This is a genomic window from Mesorhizobium sp. CA13 (assembly GCF_020165235.1).
Lineage (GTDB): Bacteria > Pseudomonadota > Alphaproteobacteria > Rhizobiales > Rhizobiaceae > Mesorhizobium.
On the sequence record NZ_JAIUHS010000001.1, the window covers coordinates 768,412 to 788,604 of the forward strand.

Sequence of the window (20,193 nt, forward strand, 5' to 3'; positions counted from 1 at the left end):
GGACTTAGTTGGTCGCGGCGGCTTTCTTCCTGCCCTTCTTCGGTTTGTCGGTCGCGGCCTTTGGCGCATTTTCGTCATAGCCGGCATAGGCCTGATAATCCTGCGCCGTCGGCGCCGGCACGACGATGTTGGAATCGGTGAAGACGAACTGGGTGGCGACCGAGGGATCGGTAACCTGGACCTGATATTGGTGGATCTGCGAATAAAGCACCTCGGTGCCATGCATCACGGCGGTGCGGATCGGCATGGTGATGGTTCCGGGCGTGAATTTCGGCCCCGGCACGATCTTGCCGGCGACCGCGATCTTCATCGTCAGCTGTCCGTCGGCGCGGCTGCAATCGCGGGTCACGTCACTGATCGAGGCCTGATAAATGATCCTCGCCGAATCGTCCGGCGGAGTAGCAGCGGCAGCGTCGGCCTCAGCCTGGGCCGCGGCATCCTGCGCGGCGTCGCCGGTCTTCTTGAGCTTGGGCCTGGGCTTCCGGGCTTCGTTGGCGTAGGTGTTGAAGAATGCCGTGCCGTCGCGAAGCGTCACCCTCGGGCAATAAGCGTTCAACTGGCTGGCCAGAATCTTGGGGTCCTGCGGCGGCGGTGGCGCGGTCGGGTCCTTCTTGCCGAAACCCAGGTTCAGAATACCGTTGTCGCCTGATTGGCAGCCGGCGGCGGCAAGCATAAAGCCGGTGAGCGCAAGACCCGCGAAAAAGCGACCGTTGAATGTATGAAACGCCATGAAACTGCACTTCCCTCTCGCAAAGCCGGTGACGTATATCAACCGCGCGGCAAAAATGCGACTGAGCCAGCGTAGAAATTAACCACCTTGCGGTGGGCGGAAAACCCAAGGCAGTAACGGAATTGTGACGATGCAATATGTGAGTACCCGCGGCGAGGCGCCCGCGCTTGGGTTTTGCGATGCCGTGCTGACAGGCCTGGCACGCGACGGAGGGCTCTATGTGCCGCGCCAGTGGCCGCAATTCTCGATGGCCGAGATCCGCGCCATGCGAGGCCTGGCTTATCCCGACCTGGCCATCCGTGTGCTGTCGCCGTTCCTTGGCGACGAAATCCCGGCGCCCGTGTTCGAGCGCCTGGTGCGCGAGGCCTATGCCACCTTCCGCCACGAGGCCGTCTGCCCGCTGGTCCAGACCGGCCCCAACACTTTTGTCCTCGAACTCTTCCATGGACCTACGCTGGCTTTCAAGGACGTGGCGATGCAGCTGCTTGCCCGGCTGATGGACCATGTGCTCGCCGAACGCAGCCAGCATGCCACCATCGTCGGCGCCACGTCGGGCGACACCGGCGGAGCAGCGATAGACGCCTTCGCCGGGCGCAGCCGCACCGACATCTTCATTCTTTTCCCGCATGGCCGCGTCTCGCCGGTGCAGCAACGGCAAATGACGACATCGAAGGCTGAAAACGTGCATGCGCTGGCGATCGAAGGCAATTTCGACGATTGCCAGGGCCTGCTCAAGGACATGTTCAACGACCACGGCTTCCGCGACCGGGTCTCGCTTTCGGGGGTGAATTCGATCAACTGGGCCCGCATCATGGCCCAGATCGTCTATTATTTCTCCTCGGCGCTGTCGCTCGGCGGGCCCGATCGCCCGATCTCCTTCACCGTCCCGACCGGCAATTTCGGCGATATCTTCGCCGGCTACGCCGCCAAGAAAATGGGGCTGCCGATCGAGCGGCTGGTCATCGCCACCAACGACAACGACATACTGGCACGCACTTTCGCGACCGGCGAATACCGCACAAAGGGCGTGTTCGCGACCACCTCGCCGTCCATGGACATCCAGGTGTCGTCGAATTTCGAGCGCCTTCTGTTCGAGGCATCGGGCCGCGACCCGGCGACCGTGCGGCGCTACATGGCCGGGCTCAAACAATCCGGCGCCTTCACCATAGAAGCCGCGGAAATCGCAGGGATGCGGGCCGAATTCGATGCCGGCCGCGCCGATATGGACGAGGTCGCCGCCACGATCCGCTCGACGCTCGCGGCCAGCAACTACCTGCTAGATCCGCATACCGCGGCCGCCGTTCATGTCGCGGCCGGCAAGGCTTCGAATGCAGTGCCGATGGTGGTGCTGGGCACTGCGCACCCAGCAAAATTCCCGGCCGCCGTCGAGGCCGCCAGCGGCGTGTCGCCCGCACTGCCCGCATGGCTAGGTGGGTTGATGACATCGGAGGAAAAATACACGGTACTTCCATCCGACCTGAAAATGGTGGAAGATTACGTCAGCCGCCGTGCGCGAGCGGCGCGTTAAGGAGTACGAACCATATGGGTGTTGAGGTAAGCCGTCTGTCGAACGGCCTGACAGTCGCCACCGAAACCCTTCCAAGCATCGAATCGGTTGCCCTGGGTGCCTGGGTCAAGTCGGGTGCCCGCAATGAGCGTGACGAAGAGCATGGCATGGCCCATCTGCTCGAGCACATGGCGTTCAAGGGCACAAAGCGGCGAACAGCCTTCGAGATCGCCTCGGAAATCGAGGACGTCGGCGGCGAGATCAACGCCGCCACCAGCGTCGAGACCACATCCTACTATGCCAGGGTGCTTTCCGACGACGTGCCGCTGGCCGTCGACATTCTTGCCGACATCCTGCAGGAATCGGAATTCGACCCGCAGGAGCTCGAACGCGAGCAGCACGTGATCCTGCAGGAAATCGGCGCCGCGCACGACACGCCCGATGACATCGTGTTCGACCGGTTCACCGAGACTGCCTTTCGCCACCAGACCATCGGCCGTTCGATTCTGGGCACGCCGGAAACCGTCAAATCCTTCACCTCGAAGCAATTGCACGATTTCATCGAGCGCCAATACGGCGCCGAGCGCATGGTGATCGTGGCCGCCGGCGACATCAAGCACGACAATTTCGTGCGCGAAGTGGAAAAGCAGCTCGGCGGCTTCCGCACCAAGGCCGACAACACGATCCCGCAATATGCGCAATATGTCGGCGGCGATTTCCGCGAGGACCGCGACCTGATGGATGCGCAGATCGTGCTGGGATTCGAGGGCCGTGCCTACCATGTGCGCGATTTCTACGCCTCGCAGGTGCTGTCGATGATCCTCGGCGGCGGCATGTCGTCGAGGCTGTTCCAGGAAGTCCGCGAAAAGCGTGGCCTGTGCTATTCGGTCTATGCCTTCCACTGGGGCTTTTCCGATACCGGCATATTCGGCGTCCATGCAGCGACCGGGCAGAGCGACATCGCCGAACTGGTGCCTGTCATCATCGAGGAGTTGCAGAAGGCCGGCGAGAACATCCTGCAGGAAGAGCTCGACCGGGCACGCGCGCAATACCGCGCCGGTCTGATCATGTCGGCCGAAAGCCCGGCCAGCCGCGCCTCGCAGATCGCGCGACAGCTGCTCTTGTTCGGCCGGCCGATCGCCAAGGAGGAACTGATGGAGCGGCTCTCGGCGCTGACGGTCGATCGTTTGACCGACCTGTCGTCACGGCTGTTCTCGACCAAACCGACGCTTACCGCTGTCGGGCCCGTGGGTACGCTGGCGCCATACGAAGCGATCCTCGATTCGCTTCCGGGCACGCACACCACGGCCCGCAAGCTCGCCGTCTAAGCCTGCACAAGCGCCGTGTTCGCGCTCCCTTTCTTTCGCCGCGACCTGCCGGCACTGAAGGGCGACCGCGTGACGCTGCGCGTGCCGTTCACCAATGACTACCGGGAGTGGTCGGCGGTGCGCGGCGAAAGCCGGGCCTTCCTCGAACCATGGGAGCCGCGCTGGGCGCCGGACGAGCTTGACCGGGCGGCATGGCGGCTGCGCATCAGCCGCTACCGCGAGGACTATGCGCAAGGAACGGCGATCGCCTTCTTCATCTTCGAGAAGTCGAGCGGCAGGTTGGCGGGCGGAATTACACTCGGCAACATACGCCACGGGGTCTCGCAAAGCGGGCATGTCGGCTACTGGATCGGCGAGCGCTTCGGCGGCCGCGGCCTGATGACCGACGCCGTCAAGGTCGTGACCCGCTTCGCCTTCGATACGCTGAGGTTGCACCGGATCGAAGCGGCCTGTATTCCCGACAATATCAGGTCGATCCGTGTGCTTGAAAAAGCCGGATTCCGGCGCGAAGGACTTCTGCGATCCTACCTCAGGATCAATGGCATCTGGCAGGACCACTACCTCTACGCCCGGATCGCGGACGATCCGCCAGGCGCTGGAACGAAGGACTGATTTTTGACGAAATTCCTGCGCAACGGGCCACTGTTCGCCTTTGTCCTCGCGACGATCCTGACGCTGTGCGCTGCGTCCTCGGCCTTTGCCGTCGAACCGATCAAGATCGCCCGCGACGATGTCGCGCTCGATCTGTCCGGCGCCGTGGAAATCTACCGCAACCAGGGCGAAAACTTCCAGGTTTCGACCGCACCCGGACCCGACGGCATCGTGCGGCGTATCGAGGTCGAGGCCAATGACGCCCGCTCAACCGGCGACTGGGCCGTGTTCGCGCTTGCCAACACCACCGACCAGCAACTCGATCGGCTGATCGTGGCGCCGCATTTCCGATTGGTCAATTCCGGCATCTTCTGGCCGGATCTCGGCTCGACCCGCATCGCCGCCATCACGCCCAGCGAAGGCTTCGCTCTCGACCGCCAGAGCAGCCCCGACGCCGATGTCTTTCGGGTGACGCTGAACCCGGGAACGGTGATCACCTTCATCGCCGAACTCGCCTCGCCCAAGCTGCCGCAGGTCTATCTCTGGGATCCGGAATCCTACAAGGACTCGGTCAATTCCTACACGCTGTTCCGCGGCATCGTGATCGGCATCGCCGGCCTTCTCGCGCTGTTCCTGACCATCCTGTTCGTGGTCAAGGGAACCTCCATGTTCCCCGCGACCGCGGCACTCGCCTGGGCCGTGCTTGCCTATATCTGCGTCGATTTCGGCTTTCTCAACAAAATCATCGAGATATCGCCCGGCAACGAGCAGATGTGGCGGGCGGGAACGGAGGTGGCGCTGGCGGCTACCTTCGTGGTGTTCCTGTTCGCCTATCTCAATCTCAACCGATGGCACGGCCATTTCAGCTATGGGGCGCTGGTCTGGATCCTCGGCCTGCTCTTGATCGCTGGCGTCGCCATCGTCGACCCGGCGGTCGCGGCGGGCATCGCCAGACTGTCCTTCGCCGCTACCGCGCTGACCGGGCTCGGCCTGATCATCTTCCTCGGCATACGCGGTTATGATCGCGCGATCATGCTTGTGCCCAGTTGGGTGATGGTGCTGTTGTGGCTATGCGGATCGTGGATGGCGATAACCGGCATGCTCGACAACGACATCGCCCAGCCGGCGCTTGGCGGCGGTCTGATCCTTATCATCCTGCTGATCGGCTTCACCGTCATGCAGCATGCCTTTGCCGGCGGCGCGCTGCACCAGGGACTGTTTTCCGACCTCGAGCGGCAGGCGCTGGCGGTGGCCGGCTCGGGCGACACGGTGTGGGACTGGGACGTGCTGCGCGACCGCGTCGTCACCAAGCCCGACGTCAGCATCCAGCTCGGCCTCGCCCCCAACAGTCTGGGGGGGGCTGCCCGCAACTGGCTGCCGGTGCTGCATGCCGATGACCGCGACACGTTCCGCACCACGCTCGACGTGGTGCTCGAGCATCGGCGCGGCAAGGTGGCGCAGAACTTCCGGCTGCGCGGCGCCGACGGCCACTATCACTGGTTTGCTCTGCGCGCGCGCCCTGTGATCGGATCGGACGGCGAGGTCATCCGCTGCGTCGGCACCATGGTCGACGTCACCGAGCAGAAGAAATCCGAGGAGAGGCTGCTGCACGACGCGGTGCACGACAATCTCACCGGCCTGCCCAATCGCGAATTGTTCATGAACCGGCTCGAGGCGATCATCTCGATCGCACGGACCGAAGAGAAAGTGCGTCCGACCGTCTTCGTCATCGATATCGACCGCTTCAAGCAGGTCAATGACGGGCTCGGCATCTCGGCCGGCGATACCATCCTGCTCACCATCGCGCGCCGCCTGCACCGGCTGTTGAAGCCAAAGGACTCGCTGTCACGCTTCGCCGGCGACCAGTTCGCCCTGATGCTGCTTTCCGAACAGGACCCGGCCCGCATCGCCGCGGTGGCGGACGCCATCAAGCATGCCATCAACGCTCCGATCACCTTTGCCAAGCGCGAGATCGTGCTGACCGCCTCGATCGGGCTGATCACCTGGACCTCGGCGCAGACCTCGGCCGAGGACATGGTCAAAGACGCCGAGCTTGCCATGCACCAGGCCAAGCGCTTCGGCGGCGACCGGATCGAACCGTTCCGTCCGGCCTTCCGCGCCGTCGGCACCGACCGGCTGCAGTTCGAATCCGACCTGCGCCGCGCCATCGAACGGCGCGAATTCACGCTTGCCTACCAGCCGATCGTGCGGCTGGAAGACGGCAGCGTCGCCGGCTTCGAGGCGTTGCTGCGCTGGGACCATCCGCGCCGCGGCATGATCCCGCCTGCCGATTTCATCCCGGTCGCCGAAAGCTGCGGGCTGATCGTGCAGCTTGGGCTGTTCGCCATGCAGCAGGCCGCCGAGGATCTGGCGGCATGGCAGAAGCAGATCGGCGACGCGCCGCTGTCGGTGTCGGTCAACCTCTCCAGCCGCCAGCTCATCCGCCGCGACCTGGTCAGCGATGTTCGCTCCGTTATTGCTCGGGCCAATCTGAAGCCGCGCTGCTTCCGGCTCGAGCTCACGGAATCGCTGGTCATGGACAATCCCGAGCAGACCGCCCATGTGCTGAACAAGCTGAAGCAGCTCGGCATCGGCCTGTCGCTCGACGATTTCGGCACCGGCTATTCGTCGCTCGCCTATCTGACGCGCTTTCCCTTCGACACGATCAAGATCGACAAGAGCTTCGTCGACGACAACACGCCCAAACGCGCCGTGCTGCTCAAATCCATGGTCAGCATGGCGCATGAGCTGGGCCTGTCGGTGGTCGCCGAAGGTATTTCGGACGAGCGCGACGCGCTGGAGCTTCGCCAGATGGGCTGCGAATATGTGCAGAGCTTCATGTTCGGCGCCCCGATGCCCGGTGATCAGGTGCTGAAGACGCTGAAGGAACAGTATCCGCTGACGCAGGCGTAATTGGCTTTCACGCCGCCGGAGCTCAGGCGTGGCCGGCCGCCACACTCAAATGCGCGAGGTCGATGCCGATCGAGGCAAGAATCCGGTCATATTTGCGCTCGATGTCGGTATCGAACAAAAGCTCCGGAGTAGCCGGACAGGTCAGCCAGCCGTTTTCGGCTATCTCGGTTTCCAGTTGGCCGGCGCCCCAGCCCGAATAACCCAGCGCCATCAGCGCGTGACGGGGTCCCCGGCCCGACGATATAGCGCGCAATATGTCGACGGTCGCGGTCAGACAGACATCGTCGGAAACGGTCAGCGAAGACTCCACCCGGTAGTCGCCCGTATGCAGCACGAAGCCGCGGCTGCGGTCGACGGGCCCGCCATTGCGAACGACGAAATCACGGGTACGGGCGGGCAACCGGATCGCCTCGTGCTCGTTCATGATGCCGAGTTGCACCAAAAGGTCTGGAAACAGCATCTGCTGCGTCTGGTTGATGATCAGGCCCATCGCGCCCTCATCGCTGTGGGCGCAGATGTAAATGACCGAGCGCGTGAAACGGTCGTCCTTCATGCCGGGCATGGCAATGAGGAACTGATCGTCGAGAAAGCCGCTGCCGGCGGCCGTCTTCTTGTGGCGCAACAAGTCCATGATCAGAGCGTAACGCGTTTCCCGGGCGCCGAAAAGATGTACCGCGCCGGTTTTCGATCAAGCCCATGCCGCCGGCCGATCATTACCTGCGGCAAAGGTCACGCAAATATGATACCGGCAAGACCATGAAATCATTGCACGGCCATGAACGGACGATCAAATCACCACCATGCAAAGCTTGAAAATCCTGTTGCTCGGCGCCGTTATCGGATCGGCAATCACACTCCCGGCCGCCGCCTCTTCGTCCGCCTGGTACAATAGCGAAGGTGGCAAGGTACGGCTGGTGACGAGCGGCAAGCCCGACGATGCCGGCCGCATTCGGGGCGTTCTCGACATCGCGCTCAAGCCTGGCTGGAAGACCTATTGGCGCGACCCGGGCGACGCGGGCGTGCCGCCGCAACTCGATATCTCGGCCAGCACCAACATTTCCGATGCCAGCCTTTCCTTCCCGGCGCCGAAGCGTCATGATGACGGCTACGGCAAATGGGCGGGCTACGACTATCCGGTCTCGCTGCCGGTGACGTTCACGCTGTCGACCGCGAAGGATCCGTCCGTTATCGACGCCGACATTTTTCTCGGCATTTGCGAGACGATCTGCATCCCTGTGCAGACGCGGCTGACCGTCGACCCCGGCTCCGACCCGGATAATGCCGAGGACGCAGAGCTGGTCAAGGCGAGCTTCGCCGCCTTGCCCGCGCCGGCAAGATCCGACTTCGGCATCAACGTGCTGCCGGGCGACCATGAAACGCTGGTTGTGGAGGCGAGCTTTCCCGGCGATCCGGAAGCGGCGGACTTCTTCGTCGCAGGAGACCGCGACTACATGTTCGGTTCGCCGGCCCGCAGCCAGAAGGACGGCAAGCTGATCTTCACCGTGCCGATCCTCGACCGGCCCTCGACGACACCCACGGATGGCGGACTACACTATACGCTGACGAGTTCGGCAGGCGCGGTCGAAGGGCTTCTGCCTTTCCCTTGATCCAGCCCTCCGCGATGGTTGCGGGAAACCGCATAGTTCGCTACCCAAGGCCACGTCCTTCCCCATTCTCGCAAACGAGGAACCCATGTCCATTTCCGCTGGCGACAGACTGCCCGATACGACGTTCAAGACGATGACCGCCGACGGTCCCAAGCCGATCACGACGGCCGAGATTTTTGCAGGAAAGAAGGTCGTGCTGTTTGCCGTGCCAGGCGCCTTCACGCCGACCTGCAGCAACAATCATTTGCCCGGCTATCTGGAGAACCACGACGCCATCCTGGCGCGCGGCGTCGATACGATCGCCGTTGTTTCGGTCAACGACGTCCATGTCATGGGCGCCTGGGCGCGCTTCACCGGCGGTGAAGGCAAGATCCTGTTCCTCGCCGACGGCAATGGCGACTTCGCCAAGGCGATCGGCCTCGACGCCGACTTCTCCGGCGGCGGCATGGGTCTTCGGTCGAAGCGGTTTTCGATGATCGTCGATGACGGCAAGGTCACCGCCCTCAATGTCGAGACCAAGCCCGGCGTCGATGAATCCGGCGCGGCACATATTCTGGGACAGCTGTAAGCTTCAGCGGCCGTTAGGCGGGCTGCGGCCGCAGGCCTCGCCGACAAGCGATCGCGTCCCGGAACTGCCGGACTTGTGGGGGGATTCCAACGATGTTTGACATCTTCTGGCGCGCCGTTGCGATTGGCATCGGCGCCACGCTGCTGATGGATATCTGGGCCCTGTTCCTGCACAAGGCGTTCGGCCAGCCGCGGCCGAACTGGGGACCGGTCGGGCGCTGGGTATGGCACCTCCGCGACAAGGTTTTCCACGACGATATCGGCGAGGCTGCGCCGTACGCGCATGAGCAGGCGCTGGGCTGGGCTTTCCATTACTTCGTCGGCATCGTCTACGGCATCATCCTTGTTGTCGTGGCCGGAGCGAGCTGGCTTGTCGCGCCGACCTTCCTGCCTGCTTTCATCCTCGGCATCGTCACCGTCGGCGCCGGCTGGTTCCTGCTGGCGCCTGGCATGGGCGCGGGCTGGGCAGCATCGAAGCGGCCCAACCCGATGAAGGTACGGGCGCTCAACCTGGTTTCACATACCGTGTTCGCCCTCGGGCTTTGGGGCACGGCACTGTTGATCCGCTGAATGGCTAGAACAAGCGGTTCAAATCTCGCCGTCCATCCACAACCCGGACGATTTCAACTTGCTCAACAGGGCCATCGTCGGTGTCCGGAATTGTTTCGTAGAGCAGTAAAAACGGCGTCTCCACCAGCATTCGTGCGGACGACCTAATGTCCGGTCGTCTAATTCCCATGCGCGGCTGGTCTGCCAGCTGCATGGCTCGCGCTTCCAGCCGATCATAATAACGATCGGCTGCCCGTATGTTTTCGCTGCCGATCATCATGTAGATGTCGATGAGGTCCGCTCAGCTGCGGGTGACCAGACTAGCCTAACGGCCATTCGGCGAAATGTCCGTCAGCTTTCGCCGAGCTTCCTTTCGCAGCTCGTCGAAATCCACAGGCTCGGGTCTTCCGCTTGCCTTGCCTTCATCCCACAGCTGCCTCAGCCGATGGATATCCTCATGCCGCAGTTCGCGTTTGGCCAGCCAATCTCGCACTGCTTCCCGCACAATCTCGCTTGCAGTGGCATACTCGCCCGCTTCCACCGCCTCTCGCATGACGGCTGCCTGCTGCGGCGTCACCGCAATGCTCATTTTTTCCACATTCGCCACGCCGGTTTCCTCCATTGCTCTTTGGTAGGAAATATTACTCCCATCCCGGAGCAACTGCAACGTTATGGGCTCTATGCGCACGCCCGCTGGCGTTGGTTAAAGCAGCCAGTATTGCAATCGCTCTCGTGCGTCCAACATCGGACAGGCCCCATCCCGGTACCGGAATCTTGGCGTCCAAACCTGGGGATGCGTCACATGGTGCAGGACCGGCATGATAGAGATCCCAGCCTGGGGAGGGTGCCGACCCGGAATTCAATAGCTTTGGGTCGAACGCCGCGCCTTTGCCACCGCCGGCTGCTTGGACTGCGCGACCGGCTTGGGTGGGGTAGAAACAAGCTTGACCGGGCCCTTCTTGAACGGCGCCATGCCCTCACGAGCGAGTTCGTCCGCGCGTTCGTTCTCGATATGGCCGGCATGGCCCTTGACCCAGATCCAGGTGACCTTGTGACGCCGATTTGCCTCATCGAGCGCCTGCCAGAGCTCGCCGTTCTTGACCGGCTTCTTGTCGGCGGTCTTCCAGCCGTTCTTCTTCCAGCCATGGATCCACTTTGAAATGCCGTCCATGACATATTTGCTGTCGGTGTGAAGATCGACCGTGCAAGGTTCCCTGAGCGCGTTCAGCGCCGAGATGGCGGCAAGCAATTCCATGCGGTTGTTGGTCGTCTCGGCCTCGCCACCCGATAGTTCCTTGGTGGCGCCATTGAAGCGCAGGATCGCGCCCCAGCCGCCCGGGCCGGGATTGCCCGAACAGGCACCATCGGTGAAGATCTCAACGTGTTTGCTCATGCCAGCCCGTATTCCGAAGCAGATTTGATCGTCCGATGAAACCGCATTCTCCTGATGTATTCGGTTGGATCGCGTTTCATCACCAGCCCGCCATCGGGAACGGTCAGCCAGTCATATAGCCGGGTCAGCATGAAACGCAGCGCCGAGCCCCGTGCCAGCATCGGAAGTGCTGCCTTTTCCTGATCACTCAGAGGCCGCACACCCTGGTAGCCGGCAAGCAATGCCTTGCCCTTGGTGAGATTGAAGGAAAAATCCTTCTCGAAGCACCAGGCGTTCAGGCAGGTGGCGACGTCATAGGCATAGAGGTCGTTGCAAGCGAAATAAAAATCAATCAGGCCGGAGAGCTTCTCGCCGAGAAAGAACACGTTGTCCGGGAAAAGATCGGCATGGATGATGCCTTCCGGGAGACCCTTCGGCCAATTCCGCTCGAAGTCGGCGAAGTCGGCGTCGACTTCGGCCGCAAGGCCCGGCTCGACTTCATCGGCACGGTCGCGAGCTGCCGACCAGAGCTTGCGCCAGCCGTCGATGGCGAGCGCATTGGGGCGGGCCATCGGAAAATCGGCTCCGGCCAGGTGCAGGGCGGCCAACGCCTTGCCGACCTCGGCGCAGTGGATGGATGTCGGTCGCCGGAGCGAGAGACCCTCGAGGAAAGTGATGATGACGGCCGGCCGGCCCGCCAGCGTGCCGATGACGCTGCCGTCATGCGCGGTTACCGGCAGCGGGCAGGACACGCCCTTTTTGGCGAGATGGCCCATTAACCCCAGGAAAAACGGCAGATCCGCCTTCTCCACCCGTCTTTCATAGAGCGTCAGGATGTAGGAGCCGCTGGAGGTGTGCAGCAAAAAATTCGAATTCTCGGTGCCCTCCGCGATGCCCTTGTAAGACAGGAGATCGCCGACCGGATAGTGCTTCAGGAATGCGCCGAGTTCGCCTTCCGCAACGTCGGTGTAGACCGCCATGTGCCTTACGGCGCCCCGTTGACGAAAGCCATGTCGGCCGCCGTCAGTTCGACATCGCGCAGTACCCGCATGACGGGAAAATCCTCCGTTTCAGTGGCCGTGATGGCCAGGTCGATCGTGACATCGAAGCGCTGGCGGAACGCATCGATGATCTCGTCGACGATGATCTCCGGCGCCGACGCCCCCGCCGACAGACCGAGCGTCGAGATGTCGCCGATGTCGTCCCACGGAATCTCGGCGGCACGCTGCACCAGAAGCGACATCGCAGCCCCCGCACGCTCAGCCACTTCGACAAGACGCCGCGAATTGGACGAATTGGGCGCGCCGACGATCAGGTAGAGATCGGCGCCCGCGGCGGTGTCCTTGACCGCTTCCTGGCGGTTCGTGGTGGCATAGCAGATCGATTCCGCCGCCGGCGCCTGCAGGTCGGGAAAGCGGTCCTGCAGCGCCCGGATGATGCCGGCCGTGTCTTCGACCGAAAGGGTGGTCTGGGTGACGAAGCCGAGCGCCTTCGGGTCCGCCGGCGCAAGCCTTGCGGCATCGGCTTCGGTCTCGATCAGCGTTACCGCGCCTTCCGGCAATTGTCCCATGGTGCCGATCACCTCGGGATGCCCGGCATGGCCGATCAGGAGCACGTGGCGGCCGAGCCGCTGGTGGCGCATCGCCTGCTTGTGGACCTTCGAGACCAATGGGCAGGTGGCGTCGAGATAGAACAAATTGCGCGCCTGGGCATCCGCCGGTACCGACTTCGGCACGCCATGCGCAGAAAAGACGACGGGCGACTGCCGATGTTCGGCCGGAATCTCGGAAAGTTCCTCGATAAACACGGCGCCAAGGCTTTGCAGCCCTTCAACGACATAGCGGTTGTGCACGATCTCGTGGCGGACATACACCGGCGCGCCATATTTCTTCAGCGCCAGCACGACGATCTGGATAGCACGGTCGACGCCGGCGCAAAAACCGCGCGGCTGGCAGAGGCGGATCGTCAGAGGAGGCTTTGTGGTGGTCTGAAGCATGAATCCGGGCCGTTTGATCAGAGCCGAAATGAGGTGCCTGCCCCTGTCCTGTCAAGGGCGATGGCCCTTCAAGCAGGTCGGTCGCGCTCATTCCTCTTTCGCTGGCCTGCAAAGCCGCAGGATGAGAACGGCGGCAAGTGCGGCGGCAAGCCCATACCAGGTCACGGCATATTGCAGATGGCTGTTCGGCAGGTCGATGATGGTGACGCCACCGATGGGCAAACCGCCCGGATTGGGCGTCTTGTCGGCGTCGATGAAGATTGGCACCAGCTTGGCACCCGCCGGCAGGCCAGCGCTCGCCGCCATTGCGTCGCGGTCCTTCCAGTAGAAGATGTTCTTCGGAACATCGTTGTCGGGAAGCATCATCGACGGCTTCGCCGGCAGCGGATTGCGAGCGAGACCGGTGACCGTCACCTTGCCCGCGACCTGTCCCTTGGCGCGCTTGGCGGCATCCTTCAGATCGTATGGCACGAAACCGCGATTGATCAGGACGAAGCGGCCATCGTCGAGGGCCAGCGGCGTGTAGACGTTGAAGCCGGCTTCGCCTTCCCATGTCGCGTAGAAATGCCGCTCGCCCGAATGCAGGAACGTGCCGGTCACCGTCACCGGAGTGTAGTCGACGTCCCCAGTCGAGGCGAATTGTTTCTCCACCTCGGCCAGCGGGAGCGGCGGCGAGTGGGTGCGCTGGTCGATGGTCTGGAGAAGACCCTCCTTCCAGTGCAGGCGCTGGACCTGCCAGGTGCCGAGCGCCAGCAGGATCAGGAGCAGGACGAGGCCAATGCCGAGCAGCAATACCGATCCTGGCCGCGAACGACCGCCGTCTTTGGTGGACATGTCGGTCATTCGCCGCGATCCAGCCGGCCCTCGGCCGCCTTGTTGCGGTACTGCAGCGTGAGCAGCACCCCCTTGATCAGCCGGAGCGCCGTCAGGCACAGCACCAGCGCCAGCGGGATCCAGACCAGCAGATGCAGCCAGAGCGGCGGGCTCAGCGTCACTTCGACCCAGAGCGCCAGGCCGACGATGATGAAGCCGATGATCAGGATGACGAAAACCGCGGGCCCGTCGCCGGCATCGGCATAGGAATAATCGAGGCCGCAACTGGTGCAGCGTTTGCCTACGGTGAGAAAGCCGGAAAACAGCCGCCCCTCGCCGCAGCGCGGGCAGCGTCCATGCAGGCCCGCCGAAATCGGGTCGATCGGAGGCCAGATCGCCCTATCTTCACTCCTCGAAGCGTCGTCGCTCATCGCTTACCGCTCAATTCCGATGGGTCTCCCATCGACCACCACTGCGCAGGCTTCGTCCATGCCGGAGTCCGTAACGGCAATGCCGCCATCGGTCCAGCCGACCAATTGAAGCAGCCGCCGAATCCGTTGGGCTGCCGTGGATCATAATCATGCCGCCGGCGTCGACGCTGCGCGCCTTCGCAACCGACCGGATTGCATTGCGCCGAAAAGAAGAAGGCGGCCACGTTGCCGCAGCCGCCCCTTCAAAGTCATCAGACCGGTATCAGTGGGCTTCGATCACCGCGCCGACCGATCCCCAGACGTAGATCGAGGCGAACAGGAACAGCCAGACCACGTCGACGAAATGCCAGTACCAGGCGGCAGCCTCGAAACCGAAATGCTGCTTGGGCGTGAAGTCGCCCTTCATGGCCCGGATCAGGCAAACCAGCAAAAAGATGGTGCCGATGATGACATGGAAGCCGTGGAATCCGGTCGCCATGAAGAAGGTGGCGCCGTAGATGGAATCCTTGAAGGCGAACGGAGCGTGCATGTACTCGTAGGCCTGCACCATGGTGAACAGCATGCCGAGGCCGACGGTCAGCACCAGGCCATTGATCAGCCCCTTGCGATCGCCGTGGATAAGGGAGTGGTGCGCCCAGGTGACCGTGGTGCCCGACAACAGCAGGATCACGGTGTTGTAGAGCGGCAAATGGAAAGGATCGAGAACCTCCATGCCCTTCGGCGGCCAGACGCCGCCGGTGAACGCGGTGCGGGCATATTGGTGGGCTTCGCCAGGAAATAGGCTGGCGTCGAAATAGGCCCAGAACCAGGCGACGAAGAACATCACCTCGGAGGCGATGAACATGATCATGCCATAGCGCAGATGCAACGACACGACCCGCGTGTGATGGCCCTCATGCGCTTCCTTGATCGTGTCCGACCACCAGGCGAACATGGTGTAGAGGACGATCGCGAGGCCGATGAAGAACAGCCACGGATTGGCGATGTTGAAGCCGAAGATCGGGAATGAGCCGCCCTTCAGGTATTCCATGAGGCAAACGCCGCCAAAGGCGGTGACGAGCGCCCCTATCGATCCCAGGAAAGGCCACGGGCTCGGGTCGACGAGATGATAGTCGTGATGTTTTGCGTGCGCGTCTGCCATATCAACCCCCGAGATTTCCTTCGGTATTCGAAATTGTCTTGCTGTTGCCCTGGACCGGCTCCGACGATGCGACCGGCTTGTTCTTCTCGACCGGAAACATCGTGTAGGACAGGGTGATCGTCTTCACGTCCTTCAGTTCCGGCACGTTGACGATATCGGGGTCCACGTAGAACAGGACCGGCATGTCAAGCGTTTCGCCAGGCTTCAGCGTCGTGTCGGTGAAGCAGAAGCATTCGACCTTGTTGAAGTAGGGACCCGCCAGTTCAGGCTGGACATTGAAGGTGGCGCGGCCGGTGATGGGGCGATCGAACTTGTTGGTCGCCTGATAGTGCGCCTGCACCGTCTCGCCGATCTTCATGGTCATCGAGCGCTGGACCGGCTGGAAATCCCACGGCACGCCGGCGATATTGGCATCGAAGCGGACGGTGATCTCGCGATCGAGCACGCGGCCGGCATATTGCTTCTCGACGCGTTGCGTCGTGCCGCCATAGCCTGTCGCCTGGCAGAACATCTTGTAGAGCGGCACTGCGGCATAGGCCATGCCGATCATGCCCGTGAAGAAGGCAAGGCAGACGGCCGCCACAAGGCGGTTGCTGTTGTTCCTGGCCGGTTTGGCGCTCGTGTCGACACCCATCTCCTGCCTCACATCGTGCCAGAGAGGTTATGACCGAACTTCACGATCGTCGCGATATAGAAGATAACGACCAGCACGGCCAAGGCCACGCCGATGGCGACCGAGCGGTTGCGCCGGGCCTTCCGCTGGCGCTCGGTCAAGGTGACCGTTTCGAGCTTGTCTTCGATCATGCTCATGCTCCACCCACCGCGAGTGCACGTTCAACGACGCTATCGGCGAGATAGACGGCGAAGATGGCGAAGAGATAGAGCAGCGAATAGCCGAACAACGCCTTGGCTGGCTTCATCGCGCGATCGTCGTCGGCCATGCCAAGCACTTTCCACGCATACCAGACAAAGCCGAGCCCGAGCAGCAGGGCAGCCACGCCATAGAACGGCGTGGTGTAGCCAAGCAGCCACGGCAGCACACCGACCGGGGCCAGCACCAGAGCATAGGCGAAGATCTGGCGGCGGGTCGACGCAGGGCCGGCGACATTGGGCATCATCGGGATGCCGGCGCGTTCATAATCCTGCGACTTGAACAGCGCCAGCGCCCAGAAATGCGGCGGCGTCCACAGGAAGATGATGAGGAACAGGACGACGCTCTCCAGGCTGACCGTGCCGGTCACCGCGGCCCAGCCGATGACGGGCGGAATGGCGCCGGCAGCACCGCCAATGACGATGTTCTGCGGCGTCCAGCGCTTCAGCCACATCGTGTAGACGACGGCATAGAAGAAGATGGTGAAGGCCAGCAGCGCCGCCGACAGCCAGTTGACCAGCACGCCGAGCGTCATCACCGACAAAACCGAAAGCACCAACCCAAAGCTCAACGCCTCGTGGGGCTGGATGCGGCCGGCCGGCACCGGGCGGGTGGCAGTGCGCGTCATCACCGCGTCGATATCGGCATCGTACCACATGTTGAGCGCGCCGGAGGCACCAGCCCCAATGGCAATAGCCAGGATCGCGATCACCGCCAGCAGCGGATTGATGGTCACGGGTGCCGCGACCAGTCCGACAAAGGCGGTGAACACCACCAGCGACATGACGCGCGGCTTCAGGAGGGCGAAGAAATCACCCGCCGTCGCTTCCGACATGCGGAAGCCCGCTTCGTCAATGCTGGTTTCGTCGACAAGGGCCATGCGTACTCAAATCCATATTCCGTTTGGCCGAAACCGCCGGCAGGCCGGCGGTTTCGATTCCGGGCTGCCGCTTTATTTGATCTTCGGCAGCTGCTCCCACTGGTGGAACGGCGGCGGCGAAGGCAGCTGCCATTCCAGCGTCGTTGCGCCCTCGCCCCATGGATTAGCGCCAGCGATCCGCTTCTTCTGGAAGGCTTCGAACACGCCATAGAGGAAGATCACCACGCCGACGGCCGAAATATACGAACCGTAGGACGACACCATGTTCCAGCCCGCAAACGCGTCCGGATAGTCGATGGTGCGGCGCGGCATGCCGGCAAGGCCGAGGAAGTGCTGCGGGAAGAAGACAAGGTTGACGCCGACGAACATGACCCAGAAATGGGTGTTGGCGATGACAGGCGAATACATGTAGCCGGTCATCTTCGGGAACCAGTAGTACCAGCCGGCGAAGATGGCGAACACCGCCCCCAGCGACAGCACGTAATGGAAATGCGCGATCACGAAATAGGTGTCGTGCAGCGACCGGTCGAGACCGGCATTGGCCAGCTGAACCCCGGTAACACCACCGATCGTGAACAGGAAGATGAAGCCCAGCGCCCACAGCATCGGCGGCTTGAACGATATCGATCCGCCCCACATCGTCGCGATCCAGGAGAAGATCTTCACGCCCGTCGGCACCGCGATGACCATGGTGGCGAAGACGAAATAGCGCTGCGTGTCGAGCGACAGGCCGGTCGTGTACATGTGGTGCGCCCAGACGATGAAGCCGACCGCGCCGATCGCGACCATGGCGTAGGCCATGCCGAGGTAGCCGAACACCGGCTTGCGCGAGAAGGTCGAGACGATATGGCTGATGATGCCGAAGCCCGGCAGGATCAGAATATACACTTCCGGATGGCCGAAGAACCAGAACAGGTGCTGGAACAACAGCGGATCGCCGCCGCCATCGGGAGCGAAAAAGGTCGTGCCGAAATTGCGGTCGGTAAGCAGCATGGTGATGCCGCCGGCAAGAACCGGAAGCGACAACAACAGCAGGAATGCGGTGACCAGCACCGACCAGGCAAACAGCGGCATCTTGTGCAGCGTCATGCCTGGCGCGCGCATGTTGAAGATGGTGGTGATGAAGTTGATGGCACCCAGGATCGAGGACGCGCCGGCGATGTGGATCGACAGGATCGCCAGATCCATGGCCGGGCCGGGCTGACCGGAGGTCGAAAGCGGCGGATAGAGCGTCCAGCCGCCGCCGACGCCGTAGGCGCCGGGCGCGCTCGGCACGAACATCGAGATAAGCAGCAGGATGAAAGCCGGCGGCAGCAGCCAGAACGAGATGTTGTTCATGCGCGGGAACGCCATGTCCGGGGCGCCGATCATGATCGGCACCATCCAGTTGGCAAAACCGCCGATCAGGGCCGGCATGACCATGAAGAAGATCATGATCAGCGCGTGCGCCGTGGCGAAGGCGTTGTACATGCTCTTGCCGCCGTCGATCGCGGCGTCACCGTTCATGCCGTAGACCATCTGCGCAAGACCGCTGAAGATCTGGATGCCAGGCTCCTGCAACTCCATGCGGATGGCGACCGACAGCGCGCCGCCGATGATGCCGGCCATGATCGCAAAGATCAGGTAGAGCGTACCGATGTCCTTGTGGTTGGTAGAATAAACCCAGCGCACCCAACCATGATAAGGCTTGTGGTCGTGCCCGTCGTGAGCTGCAGCGTCTGCCATGTTCCGCTCCGTTCCCTAAATCTTGCTAACCCGCGGCATCAGTTGCCGGCGGCCGCTACCTTGTTCTGGCCATCGACCTCGGCCATCAGCGTCTTGTTGGCGCCGGGCAGATCGGTCTTGGCCGCAGCCAGCCAGGTCTTGAACTGCGCGTCGGAGACGACGCGGATGGCGATCGGCATGAAGGCATGGTCCTTGCCGCAAAGCTGCGAGCACTGGCCGTAATAGAGGCCTTCCTTCTCCGCCTTGAACCAGGTCTCGTTGGTGCGGCCGGGAATGGCATCGATCTTGATGCCGAAGGACGGCATGGCGAAGGAATGGATCACGTCGGTCGCAGTGACGAGCACCCGGGTCATTGTGTGGACGGGCACCACCATCTCGTTGTCGACGGCAAGCAGGCGCGGATAGACCTTGCGATCCTCCTTGCCGGCGGCGGCACGGTCGCCATCCTGGAGGATCGCCGAGTTGAACGAGAGCGTGTTGTCGGTCTGGTATTCGTAATCCCAGTTCCACTGGTTGCCCGTCGCCTTGACGGTGAGCTTGGCTTCTTCCGGCGGCGTGTACTGCGCAGTCAAGAGCTGGAACGACGGGATGGCGAGGCAGAGCAGGACGACGACGGGGCCGACAGTCCAGATCACCTCGATCAGCGTGTTGTGGCTGGTCTTGGACGGAACCGGGTTGGCGCTCGCGCGGAATTTCACGATGCAGTAGATCAGAAGGACCAATACCAGGGCGGTGATCGGGATGATGAACCACATCGTGTAGTTTCCGAACCACTCGATCTGGCGCATCATGTCGGTTGCCGGCGCCTGGAAGGTCGTCTCCCACTCGACAGGCTGATCGGCATGGGCGGCCGTGCCGGCGAAAAACGTGCTAACGGCACAAGCGCTTAGAAACTTGGCACTTGCTGGAAACTTGGCGTTTGCCAGGAAATTTCTCATCGCCCTCTTCGTCTCCCAGTTCCTCGCGGCTGTGTCCACGAGAATAACGAACAATGCCGGGACGGGAATCCCGACTGTCTCAAGCTGGTTCAAACCATACTCTTTTTCCCTCCGCAAGAAAGGAGCGGAGGAAACCGTGCGGCATTTTTGCGCGCAAGCCGGAATGCATCTTTGAAGGCGGCGGCCGCCATGGCGAATCGGCTATATCCGACGGATCGGCTGCTTCCTGCCGGC

Annotated in this window: 21 protein-coding genes and 1 pseudogene; 7 read left to right on the top strand and 15 right to left on the bottom strand. The window is 62.4% G+C overall.

The window, feature by feature from the left end; translation table 11 throughout:
* Positions 1–4: 4 nt before the first annotated feature.
* The gene (locus LB566_RS03900; RefSeq protein ID WP_140551026.1) at positions 5–730 is read right to left on the bottom strand and encodes a hypothetical protein; all 726 of its coding nucleotides are present in this window, start codon (positions 728–730) and stop codon (positions 5–7) included.
* A gap of 130 nt (positions 731–860) precedes the next feature.
* Here LB566_RS03900 and thrC point away from each other — a divergent pair, with 130 nt between their 5' ends.
* From thrC to LB566_RS03920, 4 genes are read left to right on the top strand one after another with little or no spacing between them, the layout of a single operon-like run.
* A complete protein-coding gene (thrC, locus tag LB566_RS03905) occupies positions 861–2,258 on the top strand; it encodes a threonine synthase (RefSeq protein ID WP_224623273.1) in 1,398 nt (465 codons plus the stop codon).
* 14 nt (positions 2,259–2,272) lie between these two features.
* On the top strand, positions 2,273–3,565 hold the full coding sequence (locus tag LB566_RS03910) for a M16 family metallopeptidase (protein ID WP_140551028.1): 1,293 nt from the start codon (positions 2,273–2,275) through the stop codon (positions 3,563–3,565).
* Positions 3,566–3,580: 15 nt separating this feature from the next.
* Entirely contained in the window at positions 3,581–4,177 is a 597-nt protein-coding gene (locus tag LB566_RS03915) for a GNAT family N-acetyltransferase (protein WP_140520802.1), read from the top strand.
* A gap of 3 nt (positions 4,178–4,180) precedes the next feature.
* On the top strand, positions 4,181–7,069 hold the full coding sequence (locus LB566_RS03920; protein ID WP_140551029.1) for an EAL domain-containing protein: 2,889 nt from the start codon (positions 4,181–4,183) through the stop codon (positions 7,067–7,069).
* A gap of 22 nt (positions 7,070–7,091) precedes the next feature.
* Here the strand turns inward: LB566_RS03920 and LB566_RS03925 are convergent, their stop codons facing one another.
* The gene (locus tag LB566_RS03925; protein ID WP_140494949.1) at positions 7,092–7,700 is read right to left on the bottom strand and encodes a YqgE/AlgH family protein; all 609 of its coding nucleotides are present in this window, start codon (positions 7,698–7,700) and stop codon (positions 7,092–7,094) included.
* Between the two features lie 169 nt (positions 7,701–7,869).
* Here LB566_RS03925 and LB566_RS03930 point away from each other — a divergent pair, with 169 nt between their 5' ends.
* From LB566_RS03930 to LB566_RS03940, 3 genes are all read left to right on the top strand, one after another.
* The gene (locus tag LB566_RS03930) at positions 7,870–8,676 is read left to right on the top strand and encodes a protein-disulfide reductase DsbD domain-containing protein (protein ID WP_224623275.1); all 807 of its coding nucleotides are present in this window, start codon (positions 7,870–7,872) and stop codon (positions 8,674–8,676) included.
* An 85-nt stretch (positions 8,677–8,761) separates the two neighbouring features.
* Positions 8,762–9,244, top strand: coding sequence for a peroxiredoxin (locus tag LB566_RS03935; protein ID WP_224623277.1), 483 nt, complete (start codon positions 8,762–8,764; stop codon positions 9,242–9,244).
* A 92-nt stretch (positions 9,245–9,336) separates the two neighbouring features.
* Positions 9,337–9,813: a DUF2938 domain-containing protein gene (locus tag LB566_RS03940; protein ID WP_224623278.1), complete on the top strand. Its 477-nt coding sequence runs from the start codon at positions 9,337–9,339 to the stop codon at positions 9,811–9,813.
* A gap of 4 nt (positions 9,814–9,817) precedes the next feature.
* Here the strand turns inward: LB566_RS03940 and LB566_RS03945 are convergent.
* The 13 genes and pseudogenes from LB566_RS03945 to coxB all read right to left on the bottom strand — a co-directional run bounded on the left by LB566_RS03945 (position 9,818) and on the right by coxB (position 19,959).
* A pseudogene (locus LB566_RS03945) lies at positions 9,818–10,128 on the bottom strand (type II toxin-antitoxin system RelE/ParE family toxin).
* Positions 10,118–10,399, bottom strand: coding sequence for a type II toxin-antitoxin system ParD family antitoxin (locus LB566_RS03950; RefSeq protein ID WP_224623280.1), 282 nt, complete (start codon positions 10,397–10,399; stop codon positions 10,118–10,120). Before LB566_RS03950 ends, LB566_RS03945 begins: the two are co-directional and overlap by 11 nt.
* Before the next feature lie 252 nt (positions 10,400–10,651).
* Positions 10,652–11,185 carry a ribonuclease HI gene (gene rnhA / locus LB566_RS03955; protein WP_224623282.1) on the bottom strand — a complete coding sequence of 178 codons (534 nt, stop codon included), beginning with the start codon at positions 11,183–11,185 and terminating at the stop codon, positions 10,652–10,654.
* Positions 11,182–12,144, bottom strand: coding sequence for a homoserine kinase (locus tag LB566_RS03960; RefSeq protein ID WP_224623284.1), 963 nt, complete (start codon positions 12,142–12,144; stop codon positions 11,182–11,184). Before LB566_RS03960 ends, rnhA begins: the two co-directional genes overlap by 4 nt.
* Before the next feature lie 5 nt (positions 12,145–12,149).
* Positions 12,150–13,160 (bottom strand): 4-hydroxy-3-methylbut-2-enyl diphosphate reductase, encoded by a 1,011-nt coding sequence (gene ispH / locus LB566_RS03965; protein WP_224623286.1) that lies wholly within the window; start codon positions 13,158–13,160, stop codon positions 12,150–12,152.
* 87 nt (positions 13,161–13,247) lie between these two features.
* On the bottom strand, positions 13,248–13,994 hold the full coding sequence (locus LB566_RS03970; protein ID WP_411910457.1) for an SURF1 family protein: 747 nt from the start codon (positions 13,992–13,994) through the stop codon (positions 13,248–13,250).
* Between the two features lie 5 nt (positions 13,995–13,999).
* Complete coding sequence (locus LB566_RS03975; RefSeq protein ID WP_224623290.1) at positions 14,000–14,404, bottom strand: DUF983 domain-containing protein; 405 nt, start codon at positions 14,402–14,404, stop codon at positions 14,000–14,002.
* 262 nt (positions 14,405–14,666) lie between these two features.
* Entirely contained in the window at positions 14,667–15,545 is an 879-nt protein-coding gene (locus LB566_RS03980) for a cytochrome c oxidase subunit 3 (protein ID WP_140551039.1), read from the bottom strand.
* Between the two features lies 1 nt (position 15,546).
* Positions 15,547–16,179: a cytochrome c oxidase assembly protein gene (locus LB566_RS03985; protein WP_224623292.1), complete on the bottom strand. Its 633-nt coding sequence runs from the start codon at positions 16,177–16,179 to the stop codon at positions 15,547–15,549.
* An 8-nt stretch (positions 16,180–16,187) separates the two neighbouring features.
* A complete protein-coding gene (locus LB566_RS03990; protein ID WP_140494968.1) occupies positions 16,188–16,349 on the bottom strand; it encodes a hypothetical protein in 162 nt (53 codons plus the stop codon).
* A 2-nt stretch (positions 16,350–16,351) separates the two neighbouring features.
* The gene (locus LB566_RS03995) at positions 16,352–17,296 is read right to left on the bottom strand and encodes a heme o synthase (RefSeq protein ID WP_140551041.1); all 945 of its coding nucleotides are present in this window, start codon (positions 17,294–17,296) and stop codon (positions 16,352–16,354) included.
* A gap of 72 nt (positions 17,297–17,368) precedes the next feature.
* Entirely contained in the window at positions 17,369–19,021 is a 1,653-nt protein-coding gene (ctaD, locus tag LB566_RS04000; protein WP_140494972.1) for a cytochrome c oxidase subunit I, read from the bottom strand.
* A 38-nt stretch (positions 19,022–19,059) separates the two neighbouring features.
* Complete coding sequence (gene coxB, locus LB566_RS04005; RefSeq protein WP_411910453.1) at positions 19,060–19,959, bottom strand: cytochrome c oxidase subunit II; 900 nt, start codon at positions 19,957–19,959, stop codon at positions 19,060–19,062.
* Between the last annotated feature and the right edge of the window lie 234 nt (positions 19,960–20,193).

Bases quoted from the DNA above. Each gene is read 5' to 3' on its own strand.
- LB566_RS03900 (WP_140551026.1), bottom strand. From the start codon at position 730: ATGGCGTTTCATACATTCAACGGTCGCTTTTTCGCGGGTCTTGCGCTC.
- thrC (WP_224623273.1), top strand. From the start codon at position 861: ATGCAATATGTGAGTACCCGCGGCGAGGCGCCCGCGCTTGGGTTTTGC.
- LB566_RS03910 (WP_140551028.1), top strand. From the start codon at position 2,273: ATGGGTGTTGAGGTAAGCCGTCTGTCGAACGGCCTGACAGTCGCCACC.
- LB566_RS03925 (WP_140494949.1), bottom strand. From the start codon at position 7,700: ATGGACTTGTTGCGCCACAAGAAGACGGCCGCCGGCAGCGGCTTTCTC.
- LB566_RS03930 (WP_224623275.1), top strand. From the start codon at position 7,870: ATGCAAAGCTTGAAAATCCTGTTGCTCGGCGCCGTTATCGGATCGGCA.
- LB566_RS03935 (WP_224623277.1), top strand. From the start codon at position 8,762: ATGTCCATTTCCGCTGGCGACAGACTGCCCGATACGACGTTCAAGACG.
- LB566_RS03940 (WP_224623278.1), top strand. From the start codon at position 9,337: ATGTTTGACATCTTCTGGCGCGCCGTTGCGATTGGCATCGGCGCCACG.
- rnhA (WP_224623282.1), bottom strand. From the start codon at position 11,185: ATGAGCAAACACGTTGAGATCTTCACCGATGGTGCCTGTTCGGGCAAT.
- LB566_RS03960 (WP_224623284.1), bottom strand. From the start codon at position 12,144: ATGGCGGTCTACACCGACGTTGCGGAAGGCGAACTCGGCGCATTCCTG.
- ispH (WP_224623286.1), bottom strand. From the start codon at position 13,160: ATGCTTCAGACCACCACAAAGCCTCCTCTGACGATCCGCCTCTGCCAG.
- LB566_RS03970 (WP_411910457.1), bottom strand. From the start codon at position 13,994: ATGTCCACCAAAGACGGCGGTCGTTCGCGGCCAGGATCGGTATTGCTG.
- LB566_RS03975 (WP_224623290.1), bottom strand. From the start codon at position 14,404: ATGAGCGACGACGCTTCGAGGAGTGAAGATAGGGCGATCTGGCCTCCG.
- LB566_RS03980 (WP_140551039.1), bottom strand. From the start codon at position 15,545: ATGGCAGACGCGCACGCAAAACATCACGACTATCATCTCGTCGACCCG.
- LB566_RS03985 (WP_224623292.1), bottom strand. From the start codon at position 16,179: ATGGGTGTCGACACGAGCGCCAAACCGGCCAGGAACAACAGCAACCGC.
- LB566_RS03990 (WP_140494968.1), bottom strand. From the start codon at position 16,349: ATGATCGAAGACAAGCTCGAAACGGTCACCTTGACCGAGCGCCAGCGG.
- LB566_RS03995 (WP_140551041.1), bottom strand. From the start codon at position 17,296: ATGGCCCTTGTCGACGAAACCAGCATTGACGAAGCGGGCTTCCGCATG.
- ctaD (WP_140494972.1), bottom strand. From the start codon at position 19,021: ATGGCAGACGCTGCAGCTCACGACGGGCACGACCACAAGCCTTATCAT.
- coxB (WP_411910453.1), bottom strand. From the start codon at position 19,959: ATGAGAAATTTCCTGGCAAACGCCAAGTTTCCAGCAAGTGCCAAGTTT.